General features: G+C 58.0%; 18 protein-coding genes and 1 tRNA gene. 10 read left to right on the forward strand and 9 right to left on the reverse strand.

Going from position 1 to position 17,428, the window contains the following annotated elements:
- The first annotated feature begins 80 nt into the window (after nucleotides 1-80).
- The 8 genes from FKG95_RS24340 (at nucleotide 81) to FKG95_RS24370 (ending at nucleotide 9,860) form a co-directional block, all read left to right on the forward strand.
- Complete coding sequence (locus tag FKG95_RS24340; RefSeq protein ID WP_142899044.1) at nucleotides 81-2,246, forward strand: malate synthase G; 2,166 nt, start codon at nucleotides 81-83, stop codon at nucleotides 2,244-2,246.
- A 764-nt stretch (nucleotides 2,247-3,010) separates the two neighbouring features.
- Nucleotides 3,011-3,661, forward strand: a complete 651-nt coding sequence (locus FKG95_RS24345; RefSeq protein WP_142899045.1) for a TetR/AcrR family transcriptional regulator — start codon at nucleotides 3,011-3,013, stop codon at nucleotides 3,659-3,661.
- A 362-nt stretch (nucleotides 3,662-4,023) separates the two neighbouring features.
- On the forward strand, nucleotides 4,024-5,160 hold the full coding sequence (locus tag FKG95_RS24350; RefSeq protein ID WP_142899046.1) for a TRAP transporter substrate-binding protein: 1,137 nt from the start codon (nucleotides 4,024-4,026) through the stop codon (nucleotides 5,158-5,160).
- A gap of 129 nt (nucleotides 5,161-5,289) precedes the next feature.
- Complete coding sequence (locus tag FKG95_RS24355) at nucleotides 5,290-5,913, forward strand: TRAP transporter small permease subunit (protein WP_142899047.1); 624 nt, start codon at nucleotides 5,290-5,292, stop codon at nucleotides 5,911-5,913.
- Nucleotides 5,910-7,262 carry a TRAP transporter large permease gene (locus FKG95_RS24360; RefSeq protein WP_142899048.1) on the forward strand — a complete coding sequence of 451 codons (1,353 nt, stop codon included), beginning with the start codon at nucleotides 5,910-5,912 and terminating at the stop codon, nucleotides 7,260-7,262. Before FKG95_RS24355 ends, FKG95_RS24360 begins: the two co-directional genes overlap by 4 nt.
- Before the next feature lie 46 nt (nucleotides 7,263-7,308).
- Nucleotides 7,309-8,661 (forward strand): amidase, encoded by a 1,353-nt coding sequence (locus FKG95_RS24365; protein ID WP_142899049.1) that lies wholly within the window; start codon nucleotides 7,309-7,311, stop codon nucleotides 8,659-8,661.
- Nucleotides 8,662-8,703: 42 nt separating this feature from the next.
- Nucleotides 8,704-8,877 (forward strand): hypothetical protein, encoded by a 174-nt coding sequence (locus tag FKG95_RS29780; RefSeq protein ID WP_179954264.1) that lies wholly within the window; start codon nucleotides 8,704-8,706, stop codon nucleotides 8,875-8,877.
- A 101-nt stretch (nucleotides 8,878-8,978) separates the two neighbouring features.
- Nucleotides 8,979-9,860 carry a DUF547 domain-containing protein gene (locus tag FKG95_RS24370; protein WP_142899050.1) on the forward strand — a complete coding sequence of 294 codons (882 nt, stop codon included), beginning with the start codon at nucleotides 8,979-8,981 and terminating at the stop codon, nucleotides 9,858-9,860.
- Between the two features lie 12 nt (nucleotides 9,861-9,872).
- On the opposite strand, the gene FKG95_RS24375 is transcribed toward FKG95_RS24370, so the two are convergent.
- From FKG95_RS24375 to FKG95_RS24385, 3 genes are read right to left on the reverse strand one after another with little or no spacing between them, the layout of a single operon-like run.
- A complete protein-coding gene (locus FKG95_RS24375) occupies nucleotides 9,873-10,613 on the reverse strand; it encodes a TIGR04283 family arsenosugar biosynthesis glycosyltransferase (RefSeq protein ID WP_142899051.1) in 741 nt (246 codons plus the stop codon).
- Nucleotides 10,610-11,362: a ferritin-like domain-containing protein gene (locus tag FKG95_RS24380; protein ID WP_142899052.1), complete on the reverse strand. Its 753-nt coding sequence runs from the start codon at nucleotides 11,360-11,362 to the stop codon at nucleotides 10,610-10,612. Before FKG95_RS24380 ends, FKG95_RS24375 begins: the two co-directional genes overlap by 4 nt.
- Nucleotides 11,359-12,072, reverse strand: a complete 714-nt coding sequence (locus tag FKG95_RS24385; RefSeq protein WP_142899053.1) for a DUF3047 domain-containing protein — start codon at nucleotides 12,070-12,072, stop codon at nucleotides 11,359-11,361. Before FKG95_RS24385 ends, FKG95_RS24380 begins: the two co-directional genes overlap by 4 nt.
- A gap of 259 nt (nucleotides 12,073-12,331) precedes the next feature.
- Between FKG95_RS24385 and FKG95_RS24390 the strand changes: the two genes are divergently transcribed.
- A complete protein-coding gene (locus FKG95_RS24390) occupies nucleotides 12,332-12,730 on the forward strand; it encodes a RidA family protein (RefSeq protein WP_218940353.1) in 399 nt (132 codons plus the stop codon).
- Nucleotides 12,731-12,766: 36 nt separating this feature from the next.
- Here the strand turns inward: FKG95_RS24390 and FKG95_RS24395 are convergent, their stop codons facing one another.
- Both FKG95_RS24395 and FKG95_RS24400 read right to left on the reverse strand, forming a co-directional pair.
- Nucleotides 12,767-13,306, reverse strand: coding sequence for a hemerythrin domain-containing protein (locus FKG95_RS24395; protein ID WP_142899054.1), 540 nt, complete (start codon nucleotides 13,304-13,306; stop codon nucleotides 12,767-12,769).
- Between the two features lie 226 nt (nucleotides 13,307-13,532).
- Nucleotides 13,533-13,946 carry a c-type cytochrome gene (locus FKG95_RS24400; RefSeq protein ID WP_179954265.1) on the reverse strand — a complete coding sequence of 138 codons (414 nt, stop codon included), beginning with the start codon at nucleotides 13,944-13,946 and terminating at the stop codon, nucleotides 13,533-13,535.
- A 543-nt stretch (nucleotides 13,947-14,489) separates the two neighbouring features.
- On the opposite strand from FKG95_RS24400, the gene FKG95_RS24405 reads away from it, so the two are divergent.
- Nucleotides 14,490-14,792: a hypothetical protein gene (locus tag FKG95_RS24405; protein WP_142899056.1), complete on the forward strand. Its 303-nt coding sequence runs from the start codon at nucleotides 14,490-14,492 to the stop codon at nucleotides 14,790-14,792.
- Nucleotides 14,793-15,077: 285 nt separating this feature from the next.
- Here FKG95_RS24405 and FKG95_RS24410 read toward each other — a convergent pair.
- The 4 genes from FKG95_RS24410 to FKG95_RS24425 form a co-directional block, all read right to left on the reverse strand.
- Nucleotides 15,078-15,153 (reverse strand) — tRNA-Phe (locus FKG95_RS24410).
- Between the two features lie 175 nt (nucleotides 15,154-15,328).
- Nucleotides 15,329-15,556: a DNA gyrase inhibitor YacG gene (locus FKG95_RS24415; protein ID WP_142899057.1), complete on the reverse strand. Its 228-nt coding sequence runs from the start codon at nucleotides 15,554-15,556 to the stop codon at nucleotides 15,329-15,331.
- A gap of 9 nt (nucleotides 15,557-15,565) precedes the next feature.
- A complete protein-coding gene (locus FKG95_RS24420) occupies nucleotides 15,566-16,840 on the reverse strand; it encodes a ribonuclease E/G (protein WP_142899058.1) in 1,275 nt (424 codons plus the stop codon).
- A complete protein-coding gene (locus FKG95_RS24425) occupies nucleotides 16,837-17,421 on the reverse strand; it encodes a Maf family protein (protein WP_142899059.1) in 585 nt (194 codons plus the stop codon). Before FKG95_RS24425 ends, FKG95_RS24420 begins: the two co-directional genes overlap by 4 nt.
- Nucleotides 17,422-17,428: the final 7 nt, after the last annotated feature.

Here is a 17,428-nt window from a genome sequence, read left to right on the forward strand (position 1 = left end):
GGGTGAAATCTCCGTAAGCCTGCCCTAAGTTTCGGGTGCGCCTGCACTGCGCTCCACATTTCAGGAAACTGGGGATAGTTATGTCAGACTATAAGGTCATCAATGGTCTATCGATTGACCGCGCATTGGTTCAGTTCATCGAGCAGGAAACCCTGCCCGGCCTTGGTCTTGACGCCGGCTCGTTTTGGTCGGGTTTCGCCGCAATCATGCGCGATCTTGGGCCGACAAACCGCTTGCTGCTCGACAAACGCGAGCGCATTCAACGAGAGATGGATAGCTGGCACCGCGCGCATGCCGGACAGCCGATCGACCGGCAAGCCTACAGGAGCTTTTTGTCGGATATCGGATATCTGGTCCCTGAGGGCGATGCTTTTTCCGTCGGGACGGAGAATGTAGACGACGAGATTGCCCGCATTGCCGGACCGCAGCTGGTGGTTCCTGTGATGAACGCGCGCTATTCCCTGAATGCGGCGAATGCGCGCTGGGGCAGCCTTTACGACGCACTCTACGGAACGGACGTCATTCCCGCGACCGGCGAAGCGGTACAGGGCTATGATCCTGTGCGCGGTCAGGCGGTCATAGACTACGCCCGCGGATTTCTCGACGAGTCCGTCGCCCTGGCCGATGGGCGTTCACACAAGGAGGTAGTGCGCTACAGGGTCTCCGATCAGAAGATGGCCGCCGAACTGAAGGATGGGACTGTCGTTGGTCTTCAGGATCCGTCTAAGTTTGCCGGTTACCTGGGTGAGCCGGGCGCGCCGACGTCGATCCTGTTGGTCAACAACAGTCTGCATCTGGAAATCTGTATCGATCCCACGACGACCGTGGGCAAATCAGATCCTGCCGGCGTTTCCGACGTGAAGGTCGAGGCCGCGCTGACCGCGATCATGGACTGCGAAGACTCCATTGCTGCCGTGGACGGTGAAGACAAGGTGGTGGCTTACCGAAACTGGCTGGGTCTGATGCAGGGGAACCTGACGGCAGATCTGAGCAAGGGTGGGAAATCCTTCACGCGTGCGCTCAATCCGGACCGCGAATTCATCTCCCCGACGGGAAACAAGCTGACGTTGCCGGGCCGCAGTCTGATGCTGATCCGCAACGTCGGGCATCTGATGACCACGCCTGCGGTGCTTGATGCCGAAGGTCAGGAGCTGCCCGAAGGTATTCTGGACGGGATCGTGACTTCATTAATTGCGATGTACGATTTGCGCGCCAAAGACGGGTTGCGTAACTCGCGCCAAGGCTCGGTTTACATCGTAAAGCCGAAGATGCACGGACCGGAAGAGGCGGCCTTTGCCGATCTGCTGTTCGAGCGCGTCGAAGACCTGCTCGGGCTGGAGCGCTCGACCCTGAAGATCGGCATTATGGACGAGGAACGCCGAACCACCGTCAATCTGAAAGAGTGTATCCGCAAGGTGAAGGACCGTATTGTCTTTATCAATACGGGCTTTTTGGACCGGACCGGAGACGAGATCCATGCCTCGATGGAAGCCGGACCGATGGCGCGCAAGGCCGATATGAAAGCGGCGACCTGGCTGGGCGCTTATGAAAACTGGAATGTGGACATCGGGCTCGCCTGCGGTCTTCAAGGCCATGCCCAGATCGGAAAAGGCATGTGGGTGATGCCCGACAAGATGGCGGACATGATGGAGCAGAAGACAGTCCATCCCATGGCCGGCGCGAACACCGCCTGGGTGCCGTCACCTACGGCCGCGACCCTGCACGCACTGCATTACCACAAGGTCGACGTGCATGCACGGCAGGAGGAATTGAAACAGCGGCCGAGAACTTCGCTGGACGATATCCTGACCATCCCTCTCGCCGAGAACCCGAACTGGAGTGCAGAAGAGATTCAGGAGGAACTGGACAACAACATTCAGTCGATCCTGGGCTATGTCGTGCGCTGGGTCGATCAGGGTGTGGGCTGCTCCAAGGTGCCGGACATCAATGATATCGGTTTGATGGAAGACCGGGCGACCTTACGGATTTCGAGCCAATTGCTCGCCAACTGGCTGCGTCACGGCATCTGCACGGAACAGCAGATCCAGGAGACCCTGGAGCGTATGGCAGTTGTGGTCGACGGCCAGAATGCCGGCGACAGCCATTACACTCCGATGGCGCCCGCGTGCAACGGGTACGCCTTCCAGGCCGCGCGGGACCTGATCCTGCTCGGCTGCGAAGCGCCGTCCGGCTATACGGAGCCGACCTTGCACGCCTTGCGCCTGAAGGTAAAGGCGGCGGCCTGATCGGTAAATTCTCTAGCGGTTCTCTGTATTCGACAGAGAACCGCTAGAGTGTTCAGCATATCGGAATGGAAGTTGCCGAAGACTACTGCTTCAGGCGTGGGAACGGCCAGGCATCTTGGTCTAACCTGAGAAGACCGCTCTCGCGGATACGGTGACCTGAAGTCTTTTGTCACCTCCAAACCCGCGACCTCGCAGAGATGAGGCGAGCCCAGTGATGGTCTTCTGGCCCGCATTCCAGCAAAATCAAGGCAAATAAACGCTGTTTCGGGAATTAGGTTGAGGCTCATATTCCTTGATGGCTTTGATCGTGTTTTGCCTGGTTTTAGGCAGGAGAGGTCTCGAAAGCGGGCCTGAAGGCCCGGTGAGAGGGCTCCACGCCCCTAAAACCCGACAAAACACGACCCGCCCGCGCGATAAGACTATGAGTTCTGGGAACCACGTTCTGGACAGCGTCGTGTCATCGGTCCAATTCTGGCTAAGCACGATGCTTCAGCATCGCTCCACTATTAACTCCTTGCCAGAAAACATAATTTTATCGTCAAGACCGTCAAGGAATATGAGTTCCCAACCTAGTCCAGATTGCGGTTTTCGATGTATTTCGGCCATTTGTATTGTCGAACTCGGGTGGTGAAGCCGCAACGACCTGAAAACTGCTGGAAAGAGCGGTCAAGAAAGTTAGACTAGATCACAGAAACGCCCAAATTTTAGTCAAATTATGATCTTTGCCCGTGACGGGGCAGTTGAGTTTCGTGGATTGGATAGAGATGCAGGAACAACCGCCAAATGGGTCGGAGGGCGTGCGTCGGGCGCGTGGCCGCCCCCGGTCTTTCGACCGGGATAAGGTGCTGTGCAGGGCCACCAAGGTCTTTTGGACGAGGGGCTATGACGCGGCATCGATTGAAGAGCTCACGGAAGCGCTCGGCATCAGACGTTCGAGCCTTTACCATGAATTTGGCGGCAAGGAGGCGCTTTTTCTTGCCTCGGTGGATTATTATCTCTCGGTCAAGGTTGCGCCCTGCCTGGAACGGCTGGAAAAGGGCCGGGCACTGTCTGCGGATCTTTCCGATTTTTTCGATGGTCTTTTGGCGCTGACATGCCGGCCTGAAGGGCCGAAAGGCTGCCTCGTAACCGTGGTGCTCGCCGACGCTGCAGAGAGCTCGCCACGTTTCAGGGAAAAACTGATTGAGTGCCTCGCAGGCCTTGACGAGACATTCGTGCGTCGCTTCGAACAGGCTCGGCTTTCAGGCGACTTGCCACGAGACGAAGACGTCACTGCTCTTGCGCAGCTGTTCGTGAGCTTTAGCCAGGGATTGATGGTCAGAGCCCGCAGCGGTGTTTCTCTGCAACCTCTCAAGGATATCTCCGACGCGGCGCTGCAACGTATTTTACCGGCCTCCCGGAGGTTCGCCACCTAAGCGTCCTTCTCAAGATCATTCGTATACAGGATTTTCCCACTAAGCCGCACAGGTGCCGTCTTATCTGCCGCTAGAGCTGGCGAGCACACCCCGGCTTGCTTGTAGTGTTCAAGGCGTTACCGCTTTCTCCGCCGGTGTCACAATCCTGTGAGAAATCACAAATCCGCGGTTCGCCGTCATCTCTTCTGTATCATTTCCACGATGTGGAATGCGGCTTATTGTGCCGCGTGACAAAGTCTGCCTAAACTCGCTCAGGTTCCTAGGTTTCGAAGGCGAATGCTGTTCACGGCGGCCAAGGCGTACAAGACAAAACTTCTCCGCCGTGTTTTGATTTGAACAAAGAATCAACCAGGGAGGAAACTATGTCCAAAGCTAAAGATCCGAAAACGGTGAATCGTCGCCGCTTTCTCAAAGGTGGTGCCGGTGCCGCCGGTGCGGCGACAGCCGCTCTTGCAATGCCTCAGGTATCGCGCGCTGAAACAATCACGTTAAAAATGCAGGGCTCCTGGGGGCCGTCGTCGATCTTCTCCGACATGGCGAAGCAATATGCCGAGCGTGTCGGTAAAATGTCCGGCGGCCGTCTGAAAATCGACTACCTGCCATCCGGCGCGGTTGTGAAGGCCTTTCAGGTTCAGGACGCCTGCCATGACGGTATTCTGGATGCGGCCCATACGGTGACCGCCTACTGGTACGGTAAGAGCAAGGCTGCCTCTCTCTTCGGCACAGGTCCGGTCTTTGGCGCAAATGCGTCACAGATTCTCGCCTGGATCCACTACGGTGGCGGCAAGGAACTCTATCAGGAGCTCGTCCAGGAAAAATTGGGTCTGAACCTGGTTGGCTTTTTTGCCATGCCGATGCCGACACAGCCTCTCGGCTGGTTCAAAAAGGAAATCACGTCGGCTGAGGACATGCAGGGCTTGAAGTACCGCACGGTTGGCCTGGCGACGGACATCATGCAGGGCATGGGCTTGAAGGTAACCCAGCTGCCCGGTGGTGAAATCGTTCCGGCTCTGGAGCGTGGCGTCATCGAGGCTTTCGAGTTCAATAACCCGACCGCCGATCGCCAGTTCGGCGCGCAGGATGTCTCCAAAGACTACATGATGGGGTCATACCATCAGGCCGCGGAATTCTTTGAGATCATCTTCAACAAACAGCGCTTCGATTCGCTCGCGGATGAGCAGAAGGCGATTCTCGAATATGCCGCCGAGGCGACCAATACGGCCAACTACGGCCTCGCCATGGACAGCTACTCCAAGGACCTGCAGACCCTGATCAACGAGGATGGCGTCAACGTTCACCGCACGCCGAGCTCTGTGATGAAGGCTCAGCTGGAGTCATGGGACAAGGTTCTTGAAGGTCTCTTGAAGGATGAGTTCTTCAAGAAGGTCGTGGACAGCCAGAAGGCCTGGGCCGAGCGGGTGGCGTTCTACGATCTGATGAACGCAGCTGACTATAAGCTGGCGTACGAGCATTACTTCCCAGGTAAACTCGGCTTCTAGAGCCGGGATCCATCGGGGCTGGATAGATAAGCCAGGGGCGGCGCAGTGCGCCGTCCCTGACGCTTGCTTTTCTGCCATCGACGGGATTGTCGACTGCTGACTTGCGACGGGGCCGCATGCGGAGCTGAAATGGAACGCTTTATTGAAATCGTTGACGGTATCACGGCCTGGTTCGGCAAGGCCTTTTCGTGGTGCATTCTGATCATGACCTTTGGTGTCGGTTATGAGGTTTTTGTCCGCTATGTTCTGAACGACCCGACAGCCTGGTCGTTTGATATCAGCTACATGATGTACGGCACGCTCTTCATGATGGCGGGGGCATACACCCTTTCGAGGGACGGCCACGTGCGCGGCGATTTTCTCTATCGGCTCTGGAAGCCGCAGACTCAGGCGAAGGTCGAACTCGTTCTGTATTTTCTGTTTTTCTATCCCGGTGTTATCGCGCTGATTCTCGCGGGCTGGAAGTATTCGTCAAGATCATGGCGCTACAGCGAAGTCAGTGTGATGAGCCCGGCGAATGTCCCGATTTTTCAGTTTAAGACCATCATCGTTGCCGCTGGCGTTCTTCTGTTCATTCAAGGCCTGGCACAGATCTGCCGCTGCCTGATCTGCATGCGGGACGGCGCCTGGCCGAAGGCCAAGGAAGACGTGGAAGAGATGGAAGACGTGCTCTTGAAACAGCATGAGCGTGAAATTTTGAATCATGGCAGTGAGGCCGTCGATGTGATCGCGCCCAAAGGAGATCGCAAATGACCGACCCTCAAATTGCCGTCATGATGCTCGGCATCTTCATCATGACCATCTTCCTCGGGTTCCCGATCTGCTTTACGCTCATGGCGATGGGGGTCGCCTTTGGCTACTACGCCTACTACGACCCCGAGCGCATGCAGACGATCTTCGACAATCGGATCTTCGACCTCTTCGTCAACCAGACTTACTCGGTGATGGCGAACGACGTCCTGACGGCGATACCCCTTTTCCTATTTATGGGCTACATAGTTGAACGGGCGAATATCGTCGATCGCCTCTTCAACACCTTGTATCTGACCGCGCGAAATCTGCCCGGCGCCATGGCGGTTGCCGCGCTGGCAACCTGTGCGATGTTCGCGACCGCGACAGGCATCATCGGCGCTGTCGTGACGCTGATGGGCATGCTGGCGTTTCCGGCCATGCTCAAGGCCAAGTACGACACCAGCTTTGCCAGTGGTGTGATCTGCGCCGGCGGCTGTCTGGGGATTCTGATCCCGCCGAGCATCATGCTGATCGTCTATGCGGCGGCGTCGAACGTTTCTATCGTGAAGCTCTACGCGGGTGCTCTGATTCCGGGATTCCTGCTGGCGGGCCTCTATATGGTCTATGTCATTGGACGGGCTTGGCTCAATCCTTCGCTGGCACCCAAGGCGACTGACGAGGAGGTGGGAACCTACTCGGGACTGCAGGTTGCCTGGATGCTCCTGACGTCCTTTTTTCCTCTGGCGATCCTCATTCTTTCGGTGTTGGGTGCGATCCTCTTCGGGCTCGCGACGCCCTCGGAGGCAGCCTCAATCGGCGCGCTGGGCGGGCTGGTTCTCGCCGTCGCTTACCGCTCATTGACGTGGGAGCGTTTGCGCCAGTCGGTCTATCTGACCGTGCGGACCTCGGCGATGGTCTGCTGGCTCTTCGTCGGATCCTGGACCTTCTCGTCGGTCTTCTCGTATTTGGGCGGCGAGCATCTGGTCAGTGAATTCGTGATCGGTCTGCAGCTCTCGCCGATCATGTTCCTGATTCTGGCGCAGCTCATTATCTTCCTGCTGGGGTGGCCGCTCGAATGGTCGGAGATCATCATCATCTTCGTGCCGATCTTCCTGCCGTTGCTGCCGCACTTCGGGGTCGACCCGCTGTTCTTCGGTATTCTGGTCGCACTGAACCTGCAAACCTCGTTCCTCACGCCACCCATGGCGATGGCGGCCTATTACCTGAAAGGGGTGGCGCCGCCGCAAGTCACGCTGGTTCAGATCTTCAAGGGAGTGATGCCCTTCCTCTCGATGATCGTGCTTTCCATGGTCCTGCTCTATCTCTTCCCGGCGCTGGCTCTCGGCCTTCCTGAGTTTTTCTACGGTTGACCAGGGGGGACGGGTTGAGACAGCGTACGTTCGTGAAGGTGATTTGATGGAGTCCCTGGCAGATCTGACGGCAAGCGCGCTGCTTCCGCGTCTTGCGAAGGGCGATGTACAGGCCACGGAACTGGTCGAGGCCTGCCTTGCCCGGATTTCCGAGAGGGAACCCGAGGTCCAGGCCTGGGCTTTCCTTCATCAGGATTTTGCGCGCGCGCAGGCCCGCAGCGCCGATGAACATCGCGCGAGTGGACGGCCGACCGGGCCGCTGCATGGCTTGCCTGTAGGCATCAAGGATATCATCGATACCAAAGGCGTTCCGACCGAGAACGGCACTCCACTTGATGCAGGACGGCGTCCGGGCGATGATGCCGTGCTGGTCTCGAAATTGCGCGAGGCCGGGGCCATCATCATGGGGAAGACGGTCACGACGGAACTTGCTTACTTCGCGCCGGGCAAAACCAGGAACCCGCAAGACCCTGAACGCACACCGGGGGGATCGTCATCCGGCTCGGCAGCAGCCGTAGCCGCGGGGATGGTGCCTCTTGCGGTGGGTACGCAGACCACCGGTTCTGTCATACGCCCGGCCGCCTTTTGCGGTGTTGTCGGGTTTAAGCCGACCTTTGGCCTCATACCGCGCAGCGGCGTGGTGACGCAGGCGCCGCATCTGGATACGGTCGGCGTGTTTGGCCGGTCTGTGGAAGATGCCGCGTTGCTGGCGGAGTGCCTGAGCGGATATGACCCGCGCGACCCGGCCACCAGCGCAATCCCCAGTCCGCCCCTGAAAAGGACGGCGACGTCAAGCCCGCCCCTCGCACCGAACTTTGCCTTCGTGAAGTCGCCGGTATGGGATCAGGCAGAAGACGCAACGCAGGAAGCCTTTGGCGAATTGACGGCGTTTCTTGGGGGCAATTGCGACGAGGTGTCCCTGCCGAGTCCTTTCGGCGAGGGCCATGGGATCCACCGCACCATCATGCTGGCCGAACTGGCGAAGAATTTCGGTCCTTACTACCATCGTGGCAAGGATCAACTCAGCCCGCAAATGCGCGCTGCTGTGGAGGAGGGGCGATCAATTCTGGCCCACGATTACATGGCGGCTTGCGATTGGATCGAGGTGCTGAATGCCGGCCTGACGGAGATTTTCGACCGCTACGATGCGATCCTGACGCCGGCGGCACCCGGCGAAGCGCCCTTGGGACTGGATGCTACGGGAAACCCGGCTTTTTGTGCGCTTTGGACGCTCTGCGGCACACCTGCCGTTACCCTGCCGCTGCTTCAGGGAGAGCAGGGATTGCCAATGGGTGTGCAGCTGGTCGGGCCGCGCCATGACGACGGCCGGCTGTTGCGGAGTGCGAACTGGCTGATGAAGCAGGTGACGGAAGAGAGTGACGGGACAGGAACATCATGATTAACTGCAGGAAGCTGGCACTTGCCGGGGAGGAGACGTCCGGTGTTCGATAAGTTCTTCGCGTGTATCTCAATGCTCTGCATGATCAGCTTTATCGCGATCATTCTCTGGTTTGTGGATGCCTGGGACCTGCGCATTATCGCGATTATTGTTCTCTGTATGGCAAGCTACGACTTTTATCTTCTGGCCTTCAAAAACCAAAACGATAAGAGCTGACCGGACCTGGCTCACGCCGTCATCGCAATTCTTTGATTTCCTTTCCATGGCAGTGACACAAAATACCGGGGATCGGACTCTTGGTATTGTGGAATCAGAAAATGCCTGCTGCAGAAGCCTTTTCCTCGTCGATCCGTGCCGCTAAACGCGTTGCGCTTTCTATCGTTCTGATCGTCCCGCTGGCCGGATTTACGTCTATCGAAAACCTCTTCGCGCCCTCCGCAGATCTATGGCCCCGGTGGGAACGTCATGATCCGGGAAGCAACACACGTATCGACTTTTCCGCGTGGGACGGGCTTCTGAAACGCTATGTACAGGTAGGTTCTGATGGCGTGAACCGGGTTGACTATGCTGCCTTTCGCGCCAGCGGCAAGACAGAGCTGGAAAAGGCGATTAAGGATCTGACCGGGCTTCCGATCAGCAGTTACAATCGTGATGAGCAGTTCGCCTATTGGGTCAATCTCTACAATGCCGTAACGGTTCAGGTGATCCTGGACCACTATCCGGTCGAGACTATTCGCGACATTGATATCTCCCCTGGCCTTTTTGCGTCCGGCCCCTGGGATAAGGATCTGGTCTCGGTGGAGGGCGAAGATCTCAGTCTTAACGATATCGAGCACCGCATTCTGCGGCCCATATGGCAGGACCCGCGTATTCACTACGCGGTGAACTGCGCGTCCATAGGCTGCCCGAACCTGGTCGTCGATGCCTATGATGGAGTGAAGCTGGAAACCATGCTGGAGGCGGCTGCACGAGCCTACATCAACGATCCGCGCGGCGTGACGATCGCGGGTGACACCGTAACGGTGTCCAAAATTTACGACTGGTTTCAGGAAGACTTCGGCAGCTCGACCCGATCGGTTTTAGCGCACTTGAAACGCTATGCGGCCCCCGAACTCGCGGAACGCCTGGGCACCATCGGTGATATCCAGGGCACTGAATATGACTGGAATCTCAACGATGTAACGGGTCCGCAGAGTTGATAAAAGCGCGCTTCAAACGTGATCACTCTGCCTGTGAACCCGCTCTGCCACCGAAGACGCAGGGCGATGTTTCCGGCGTGTGGAATCGTAGAGGCGCGCGAGAAGGCGCGGCGGCAGCTTCAGATGAAACAGGGCATGGATCAGGAGCCAACCCGCGACGATTGCGATCGGGCGGCGGCCGTCGAAGCGGCGGGATGAGGTCTCGACTGCCGGTGTATCGATGCAGACTGTCTTGCCAACCCGTTCCAGCCGGCGCGTGAAATCATAGTCTTCCATGAGATCGATCGGCCTGATCCCACCTAGCGTGTCGTAAATACAACGGCGCACGAAGATTGCGGAATCGCCGTAGTAGAGTCCGTAGCGCCGGAAACGGGCGTAGAAGCCCGTCAGCCATTCGGCGAAATCGCTGTTGCCGTTGAAGAGGACGCGAAAGTTGCCGCCGACAATTTCGGGATCTTTCAGGCATTGACGAATGGCCCGCAGTCCACCTGCGGGAAGCTGCGTGTCCGCGTGCAGAAATAAGATGACATTGCCGGTGCTCTGCGCCGCGCCGAGAGCGAGTTGCTGACCCCGGCCGCGTGGCGCGGGGTAGGTGCGGGCGCCGGCCCCTTCCGCCTGCTCAAGAGTCCCGTCCTGGCTGCCGCCGTCGACAATGATGATCTCGCACTCGCTGTCCTGAAGACGCAAATCATGAATGATGCTTCCGATGCGGGGGGCTTCGTTCAGGGTTGGAATTACGATCGAGATCTTCATGAGACGGGAAAGTCCGACGCTTCGGCGCCATCAAAGAGCCCTGCCGCCTCAAGCGCGGTGTGCCAGTGTTCCCATCTCTTTTGCATCCAGCGCCGCGGCATCGCGGTCGCGATGACATTGCCAAGCGGACCGGATGAAAGCCGGGCAGTGCCCTCAAACCAGAGGGCGCGCAGCCATCGATAGAGTTCGATACGTTCCTGCAGTGGCAGGTGCGGCAGCGACTGTGAGAGATAAAGACGCCCAAAGGCAATATGCCGTGCTTCATCTTTGGCAATCTGGCGGCTCATGGCATCGAACAGAGGGTCCGGGATCTGATTGCGGGCTGTTTCCTGAAACGCGAGGGCTTCGCCCTCGACGATGACATGAAAGGCAAGCAGCGCGGCTTCCGGCGCGCCCCTCCAGGAGAGCGAGCGTGTCACCGCGTCATCCAGGAGGTTCTGTTGTGAAGGCCGGCCATTCAGCCGCGCAAGGTAGCGCCGGTACATGTCGGCATGACGCCGTTCGTCTTCTACCTGTACCAGAAGGCAATCCCGAGCGGCCTGTAAATCCATTTGCGGCGCGACAGCTGCGCAGAGGCGGGCCGTGGCCTCCTCGCCGCCGATGAACTGATTGACTATTCCAGAGGCGATCGGCCGTTGCCAAAAAGCGAGACGCGGAGCGGGGTGGCTCCAATCCAACTCGGGGTGCTCTGAATCCGCCTTCCCGCCTTTGGCAGCGAGGCTGCGGAGTTGGTCATTCAGGCTGGTCATGGCTTGAAGCCGCGGGCGGGTAAAGGCGTCTCGGGCTCCAGGAGTTTCAGATCGTCCAACTGCGCGACCGATGTACCGCCTGCGTCGTCGGTGTCTGCCGATATTGCAATATACGCCTTGCCCGGCGGCGGCGACCCGAATGCCATTTGGTAATCGGCGGTGATGTCGATTTCTTCGCTGAACCAGATACCGGTCGGCGTCGACCCGGACCGCAAAACGATGAGCTTCGAGTTCTCGAAGTGCGGGTTCGACATTTTAGCGCCGCGTTCCGCGGTTCCGCCCCAGACATAGGTCAGAACCTGACCGATCATGGGATAACCGAAGAGGGAACCCAGACGGTTGCCAAGCGTGACATCCTCGGGTTTCGGCGGGAACCAGATGTGCAGCGCGAGCGGCCGGTCGTCCTTGCCGCTTCTGGAGAGATCGGTGGCCGGAATATTCTGGTCGACACGCCAGCGCCAGGCGAGGCGTTTAGAGGGGGCACCTTCGATCTGGGCATAGAGGAAAGCGACGGCGTTCTCTGCCTCAATCTGAAGACTGCCGGTTTCGGATATTTTGAACTCGGCCGGGTCCTTGTCCGGAAGTTCCAGCAGCTCCCAATCCTCGAAGGCCGGCGGCACAGTAGAGGGCGCCGCCAGTGCCGGTGCGGCCACGGCTATCGCGGCTGCCATGAGTGTAAGCGCGGATCGTCTCAGGGCTCTCGGGGTCACTGGGCTGGTCTCTTGTGTTGTAAACTGCGGTCACCCACGAATTTGGGTCTGTTATTGATTTCGGCAACTCACAAGCGATCACCAGCTGTTGAACGCCGGGAGACCTGGCGGGATGGCAGTTCGTGACGTAATCCTGCGTCTGTTTGTTGATTTTCCGCTGTAAATCTGCCCGGATGCCTGAAGCCAAGCCGATTCCAAAGGCCAATTCCCGGTTCGCAGGATGCCACTGCGGATACGGCTCGATGAGAAAGCAACGAAGATGCCGGATCCTCTTTTTCACATGATCGCCCGGGCGCCGCGCCCCGTGGCTCCGTTCTCCCATGCCGTTGAGGCCGACGGCTGGGTGTTTCTGACCGGCCAGATGCCGACCGATCCGACCGATCCGGATGCACCGCTGGCCGCTGGTATCGAGGCGCAAACCCGCCGTGTGATGGATAATCTGGTGCTGGTTCTCGAAGGGCTCGGGCTCGGCCTTGAGCACGTGGTCTCGGCGCGCGCGTTCCTTACGGAGTTCGAACGGGACTATGCGGCCATGAACGACGTCTATCGGTCCTACTTTCCCGCAGGCCGCCTGCCGGCGCGCACCTGTGTTGGCGTGACCGCCCTCGCGGTTCAGGCGCTGGTGGAGATCGATTTTATTGTGAAACGGCCATCCTGACGGACCGGCGCCGGACCTGAGAGATTGACGCCAGGGTTATGTGCGCAGCATCTGGCGGAGCGAGTCGAATTTCAGCTCTCCTTCGCTGGCCGTCAGCGGGTCCTGGAAACGTGAAACCTTTTTGTCGATTTCTGCCCAGTCTTTGTCGGACAACGCCTCAAGCGCCGCAGGGAAGAAGACCTGCTCTTCCTTGACCATGTGCTGGCGCTGTTCGTCGATAAAGTCTCTGGCGATTTTTACGAAGGCGTCCCGGGAGATTTCAACCTCCATCAGAACCTCGACCACGGCCTGCGCGAACTCATGCAGCCGCCCGGAGATTTCGGCGTGTTCCTTGTCGATGTCACCAACCGGTGCCGCCATTTCGGGGTCTCTTTTGCGCAAAACCTCCAAAATCAGGTTTTCCTTCGGGTGGTGATAGAGGTCCGGATAGGTCAGGAAATAGTCTATGACATCCTTGAGAAGGTCGTAGTCGGGTCTTTGAGCGTCTTCAAAGAGAGTGACTTGCCGGTCGAGCAGGTCGAGCATCCGTGCGGTGGTTCTATGCTCGGATCGCAGTGTCTGAATCGCTTGGGTCATGACCTGCTCCGCAATTGGGAAAGAGATGGCTGCATGCTACAGAGCAGGCCTGCGCCGATCCTTGATGCAGATCAAATTCTCTTTGAGGCACTCCCGGGTCTGGACGGCAGGCTCTTAAAGAGTTCTTCGATCCTTCTGAGCACAAAAAAACGGCCCGGAAACTTTGCTTCCAGGCCGTTTTTAATTCATGGCTGCCTGGTTCCTGGCAGCTTCGAAAAACTCGACGCTACTGCAGTGATTCCAGATAAGCGACGATGTCCTGACGGAGTTCAAGCTTCTTGAACTTGTTCGCCATTTTCGATCTGACCTTGTCCTTGCCAACGAACGCGGCAAGGTACTTCTTTGGGTCTTCGAGATAAGCGACCAACTGATCGGGCTCCCAAACAAGACCTTTTTCAGCGGCTTCGGCGAAAACATCAGAGTACTTGTAGCCATCCACGGTACCGGCTGTGCGGCCGATGATATTGTGCAGGGATGGCCCTACTTTGTTTTTACCTTCTTCGAGGGAATGGCAGGCGGAGCAGCGCTTAAAGGCTTTCTCTCCCTTTGCGGCATCACCTGCTGCAAAGGCGTTTCCACTGGTCAAAGCGACCGCGAATGCCAGTGCGACCGGCGCAATCGCCTTAAAACTGTTTTTCATTCGTTCTCTCTCCGTTGGGCTTTCGTGCGCGATTAGTATCACAAGAAGCTCTTCAAATACAGGGCTCTTGCGGAAACCCGGGGCAAACCGGCGGCCGGATGATCTGATCCATAAAAGTTCCGGGAAACAGCGCCATCCAAATCCACATCGAGTGTTACAACAGGTAACCGGGTGTCTCATCTTGGGGCCTGCTTCCAAATGTCGCGCAGGCTTATCTCGATGAAAGGCTCTCACAACAAGGAGACCAAATGATGAACAAATAGTTCTTGGCCTGACGTTTTTGATCGAAGCGCCGTTTTAACCAGAGCCGCATTGAATTCGTTCGGGCCCCGGGCTCGATAGAGTAAGCTTCCGTTTCGGCCATAAAGTTCCGTTTCTTTTGCAAAATGGTGGATATTGCACAGCCACCGAGCTTCAATTACAATTCAGAATTGATCTGACGTTTGGTTTTTAAACGTTTATGTTGGTTTGCTCGATGAAGTGACCTCAGGGTTGCGACAACTCAAAATCTGGTTTTGAACGTCTCAAAGAAGGAATCTGAGCTTGAAGTATTGCTGTTTCGCCGTTTTGCTGATGATTTCAGGCGATGCTGCCGCGCAGGAGGTGAACTATCAGGCGCTGTACAAGAAAGCGGCGGTCGACCTGGCACAGTCCGAGGCCATGGTCGGGATGTTAAAAAAGCAGACCTGGGCCTTCCGAAAGCTTCTCACGCTTCATGGTATCGACTTTCAGGACGAAGTGGTGATCAGGAATGATGCAGGAATCATTGTCGAGCGGATCAATCTGACTCAGGACCCCGTACCTGCTGTCAGTCCAAGGCTGACAGAAAAACCAGCAGTCAATTGATAGTGGCCAAGCTGATCGGGAAAAGGTTGATCGGGATCAGACAGATAGGAGTAAGACTGGCAGGGGCCAGGCGCGCCGCTCGAAGCGGATAGCCGTCATCTCTGCAAGTGTTGTCTCTGCAGACACAGCCTTGGCTTTTTTTCGTGATAACTATCCGCAAGGCGCTGTACACAGCAGACCAACGGCACTCAAGCGCCACGGTTTCGGCCATATTCGTAGCCGTTACAAGTTGCGGCTCGAGCGTTGAAGCACACCGCAGACCGTCATTTTATTGAATGAGATAAATGGTGCCCAGGGGCGGATTTGAACCACCGACACGCGGATTTTCAATCCGCTGCTCTACCAACTGAGCTACCTGGGCATCGCCGCGAAATCGCGGACGAGGGCTTATAGAAAATGTGCCGCCGTCTGTCCAGAGCAAATGCCGCGATTTAACGCTTTCTGTCCAGAGGATTTTTCGAACCCGGCCCCACGCCCGCCTCATGGCTGGTCCGGCGGCCCAACAGGATCGTTAGACTCGGCGCACGACAGCCTTTTCAGTAGTCTTCGCTATCCCCAAGCGAGCCGTCACCGGGCGCCTCGTCAGTGGGGATGCGATAACTTTCCTTGAACCAGCGCCCCAGGTCCACGTCTGCGCATCTTTTAGAGCAAAACGGCCGGTACTTTGGCTCTACAGGCCCTTCACAGATGGGGCAGCGCCCCGCCGTTTTGATGGTATGAATCGGCTCAGCGGCGACGTTAATCTCTTTTGGTTTGTCGGTCATGACGGATTCTTAGCGCTGAACCGCCAGGACCTCAAGCCTGGGAAGAGCGGCATAGCCGTCTTTTTCCGGGTTGTGCTGTAGGCATTCAAGCTGCAAACCCTGGCCCAGGCGTTTCTCAACAAGAGACCTGGCTTTTGCAACCTGGCCTTTCCGCAAAAGCTGAACGACCCTGTCGGGTGCCTTGACCAGGATTTCCGAGCCAGGAGCCGCTTCGGCTTCCCGCAAGGCAAGGCGTAAAGCCTCGTAGGCCAGGGTAGCTGCATCCCGCTGCCGGCCTGATCCCTCTTCGCCGCCGGGCTCCGTGAGGAGTTCCGCCAAAGTCGGACCCGCCCGACGCCGGGTCATCTCAAGCAGGCCCGAAGGCGACATTCCCATCACCTGACAAGGTTGATCGTCATCTTTCAGTGCCAACCGAAGGCTTGCGACGACCTGATCGCGGGCTTTTTTGTCTCTCATCTCAAGGCAATCGACAACAATCAGACCGGCGACCGCCCGCAGGCGAAGCTGCCTTGCAATCTCAGTCATGGCCTTGAGATTGACTTCAAGGGCCTGGTTTTGCGCCGTTCCGCTGGTAGCCATGGCGCCAAGATTGACGTCAATGGCGGTAAGAGTGCGTACGGGCTCGATCAAAAGCGACCCTCCACCCGGCAGTTCGACGAGAGGATACAGGAGCGCATCGATCTGCTCCTCGACGCCCTCGCGCTCGAACAGCGGCCGCAGAGCGGGGTCATACGTCACCTCTGCACCAGACATCCCCGCCGCTTCGAGCCTCATCGCCAAATCCCGGCAGAATCCACTGTCATCCACAACGATTGCTTCGATTTCATTCTGGCGGGCGATGAGCGCCAAGAGCGGGTCTGCCCCTTCGGTCAGAAGGGAGGGACAGTCGGCATCGGATGCTGAAGCCTCCAGGCCGGCAGGCGGGTCATGAATGCGTGCGGTGAGGCGGACCCCCTTGTCCTCACCGGCCTCGCGAACGACCTTGACCGTGACGGTGTCGCCCTCGGACAGAGCATGGCCAAGCTGCTTTTTGCCGGGCGCTTCTCCACGCGGCAAAAGACCGGGCCTGGGCAGGCCGATGTCGATGAACGCCGCCTCGAGGCCCGTGCTGATCTCCTGAACGCGGCCCAGATAGATGTTTCCCAACACACGCGGCCGGTCGTCGCGCAGAATTAAAAGGTCTTCCAGGCGTTCTTCCCGAAGCGCCGCAACGCGCACCTCGCCGGGCAAACGGGATATCAGGATCCGCACCGGTCCCGACGGGCGCTCCTGCCGGGCGCTCATGGCTTGAATCCGGATCCCGTCATCAATGTGGTGACTTCGGCAAGAGGCAGTCCGACCACATTGGAATAGGAACCGTTGATCGAGGGGATCAATGCCGCCGCCCGTCCCTGGATGGCATAACCACCGGCTTTACCCTGCCACTCGCCACTCTCGATATAGGCAGCAATCTCATCGGGATGCAAACGCTTGAAGACCACCGCGGTCGCGACCAGCCGCCAGCGCAGCTTGCCCGACGGGTCGATCAGGGCAACACCGCCCATGACCTTGTGGCGCCGGCCCGACAGCAGTTCCAGACAAGAGCGTGCATCCTGTTCATCCTCGGCTTTCGGGAGGATTCTTCGTCCGACCGCCACCACCGTGTCGGCCGCCAGAATAAAAGCGCCCGCGTGCCGGGGCGCTACCGCACGCGCCTTTTCCTGAGCCATTCGCCGGGCATAATCCGCCGGAAGCTCCCTGGGGCCGGGTGTTTCATCGATTTCCGCCGGGTCGACGGTATCTGGCTCTATGCCGACTTGACGCAACAGATCCAGCCGCCGCGGTGACGCGGAAGCCAGAACAAGGGGAACAGACCGCTCGGCCATCGCCGGG

The sequence above is a fragment of the Denitrobaculum tricleocarpae genome (genome assembly GCF_007004665.1).
GTDB classification, from domain to species: Bacteria; Pseudomonadota; Alphaproteobacteria; order Kiloniellales; family Kiloniellaceae; genus Denitrobaculum; species Denitrobaculum tricleocarpae.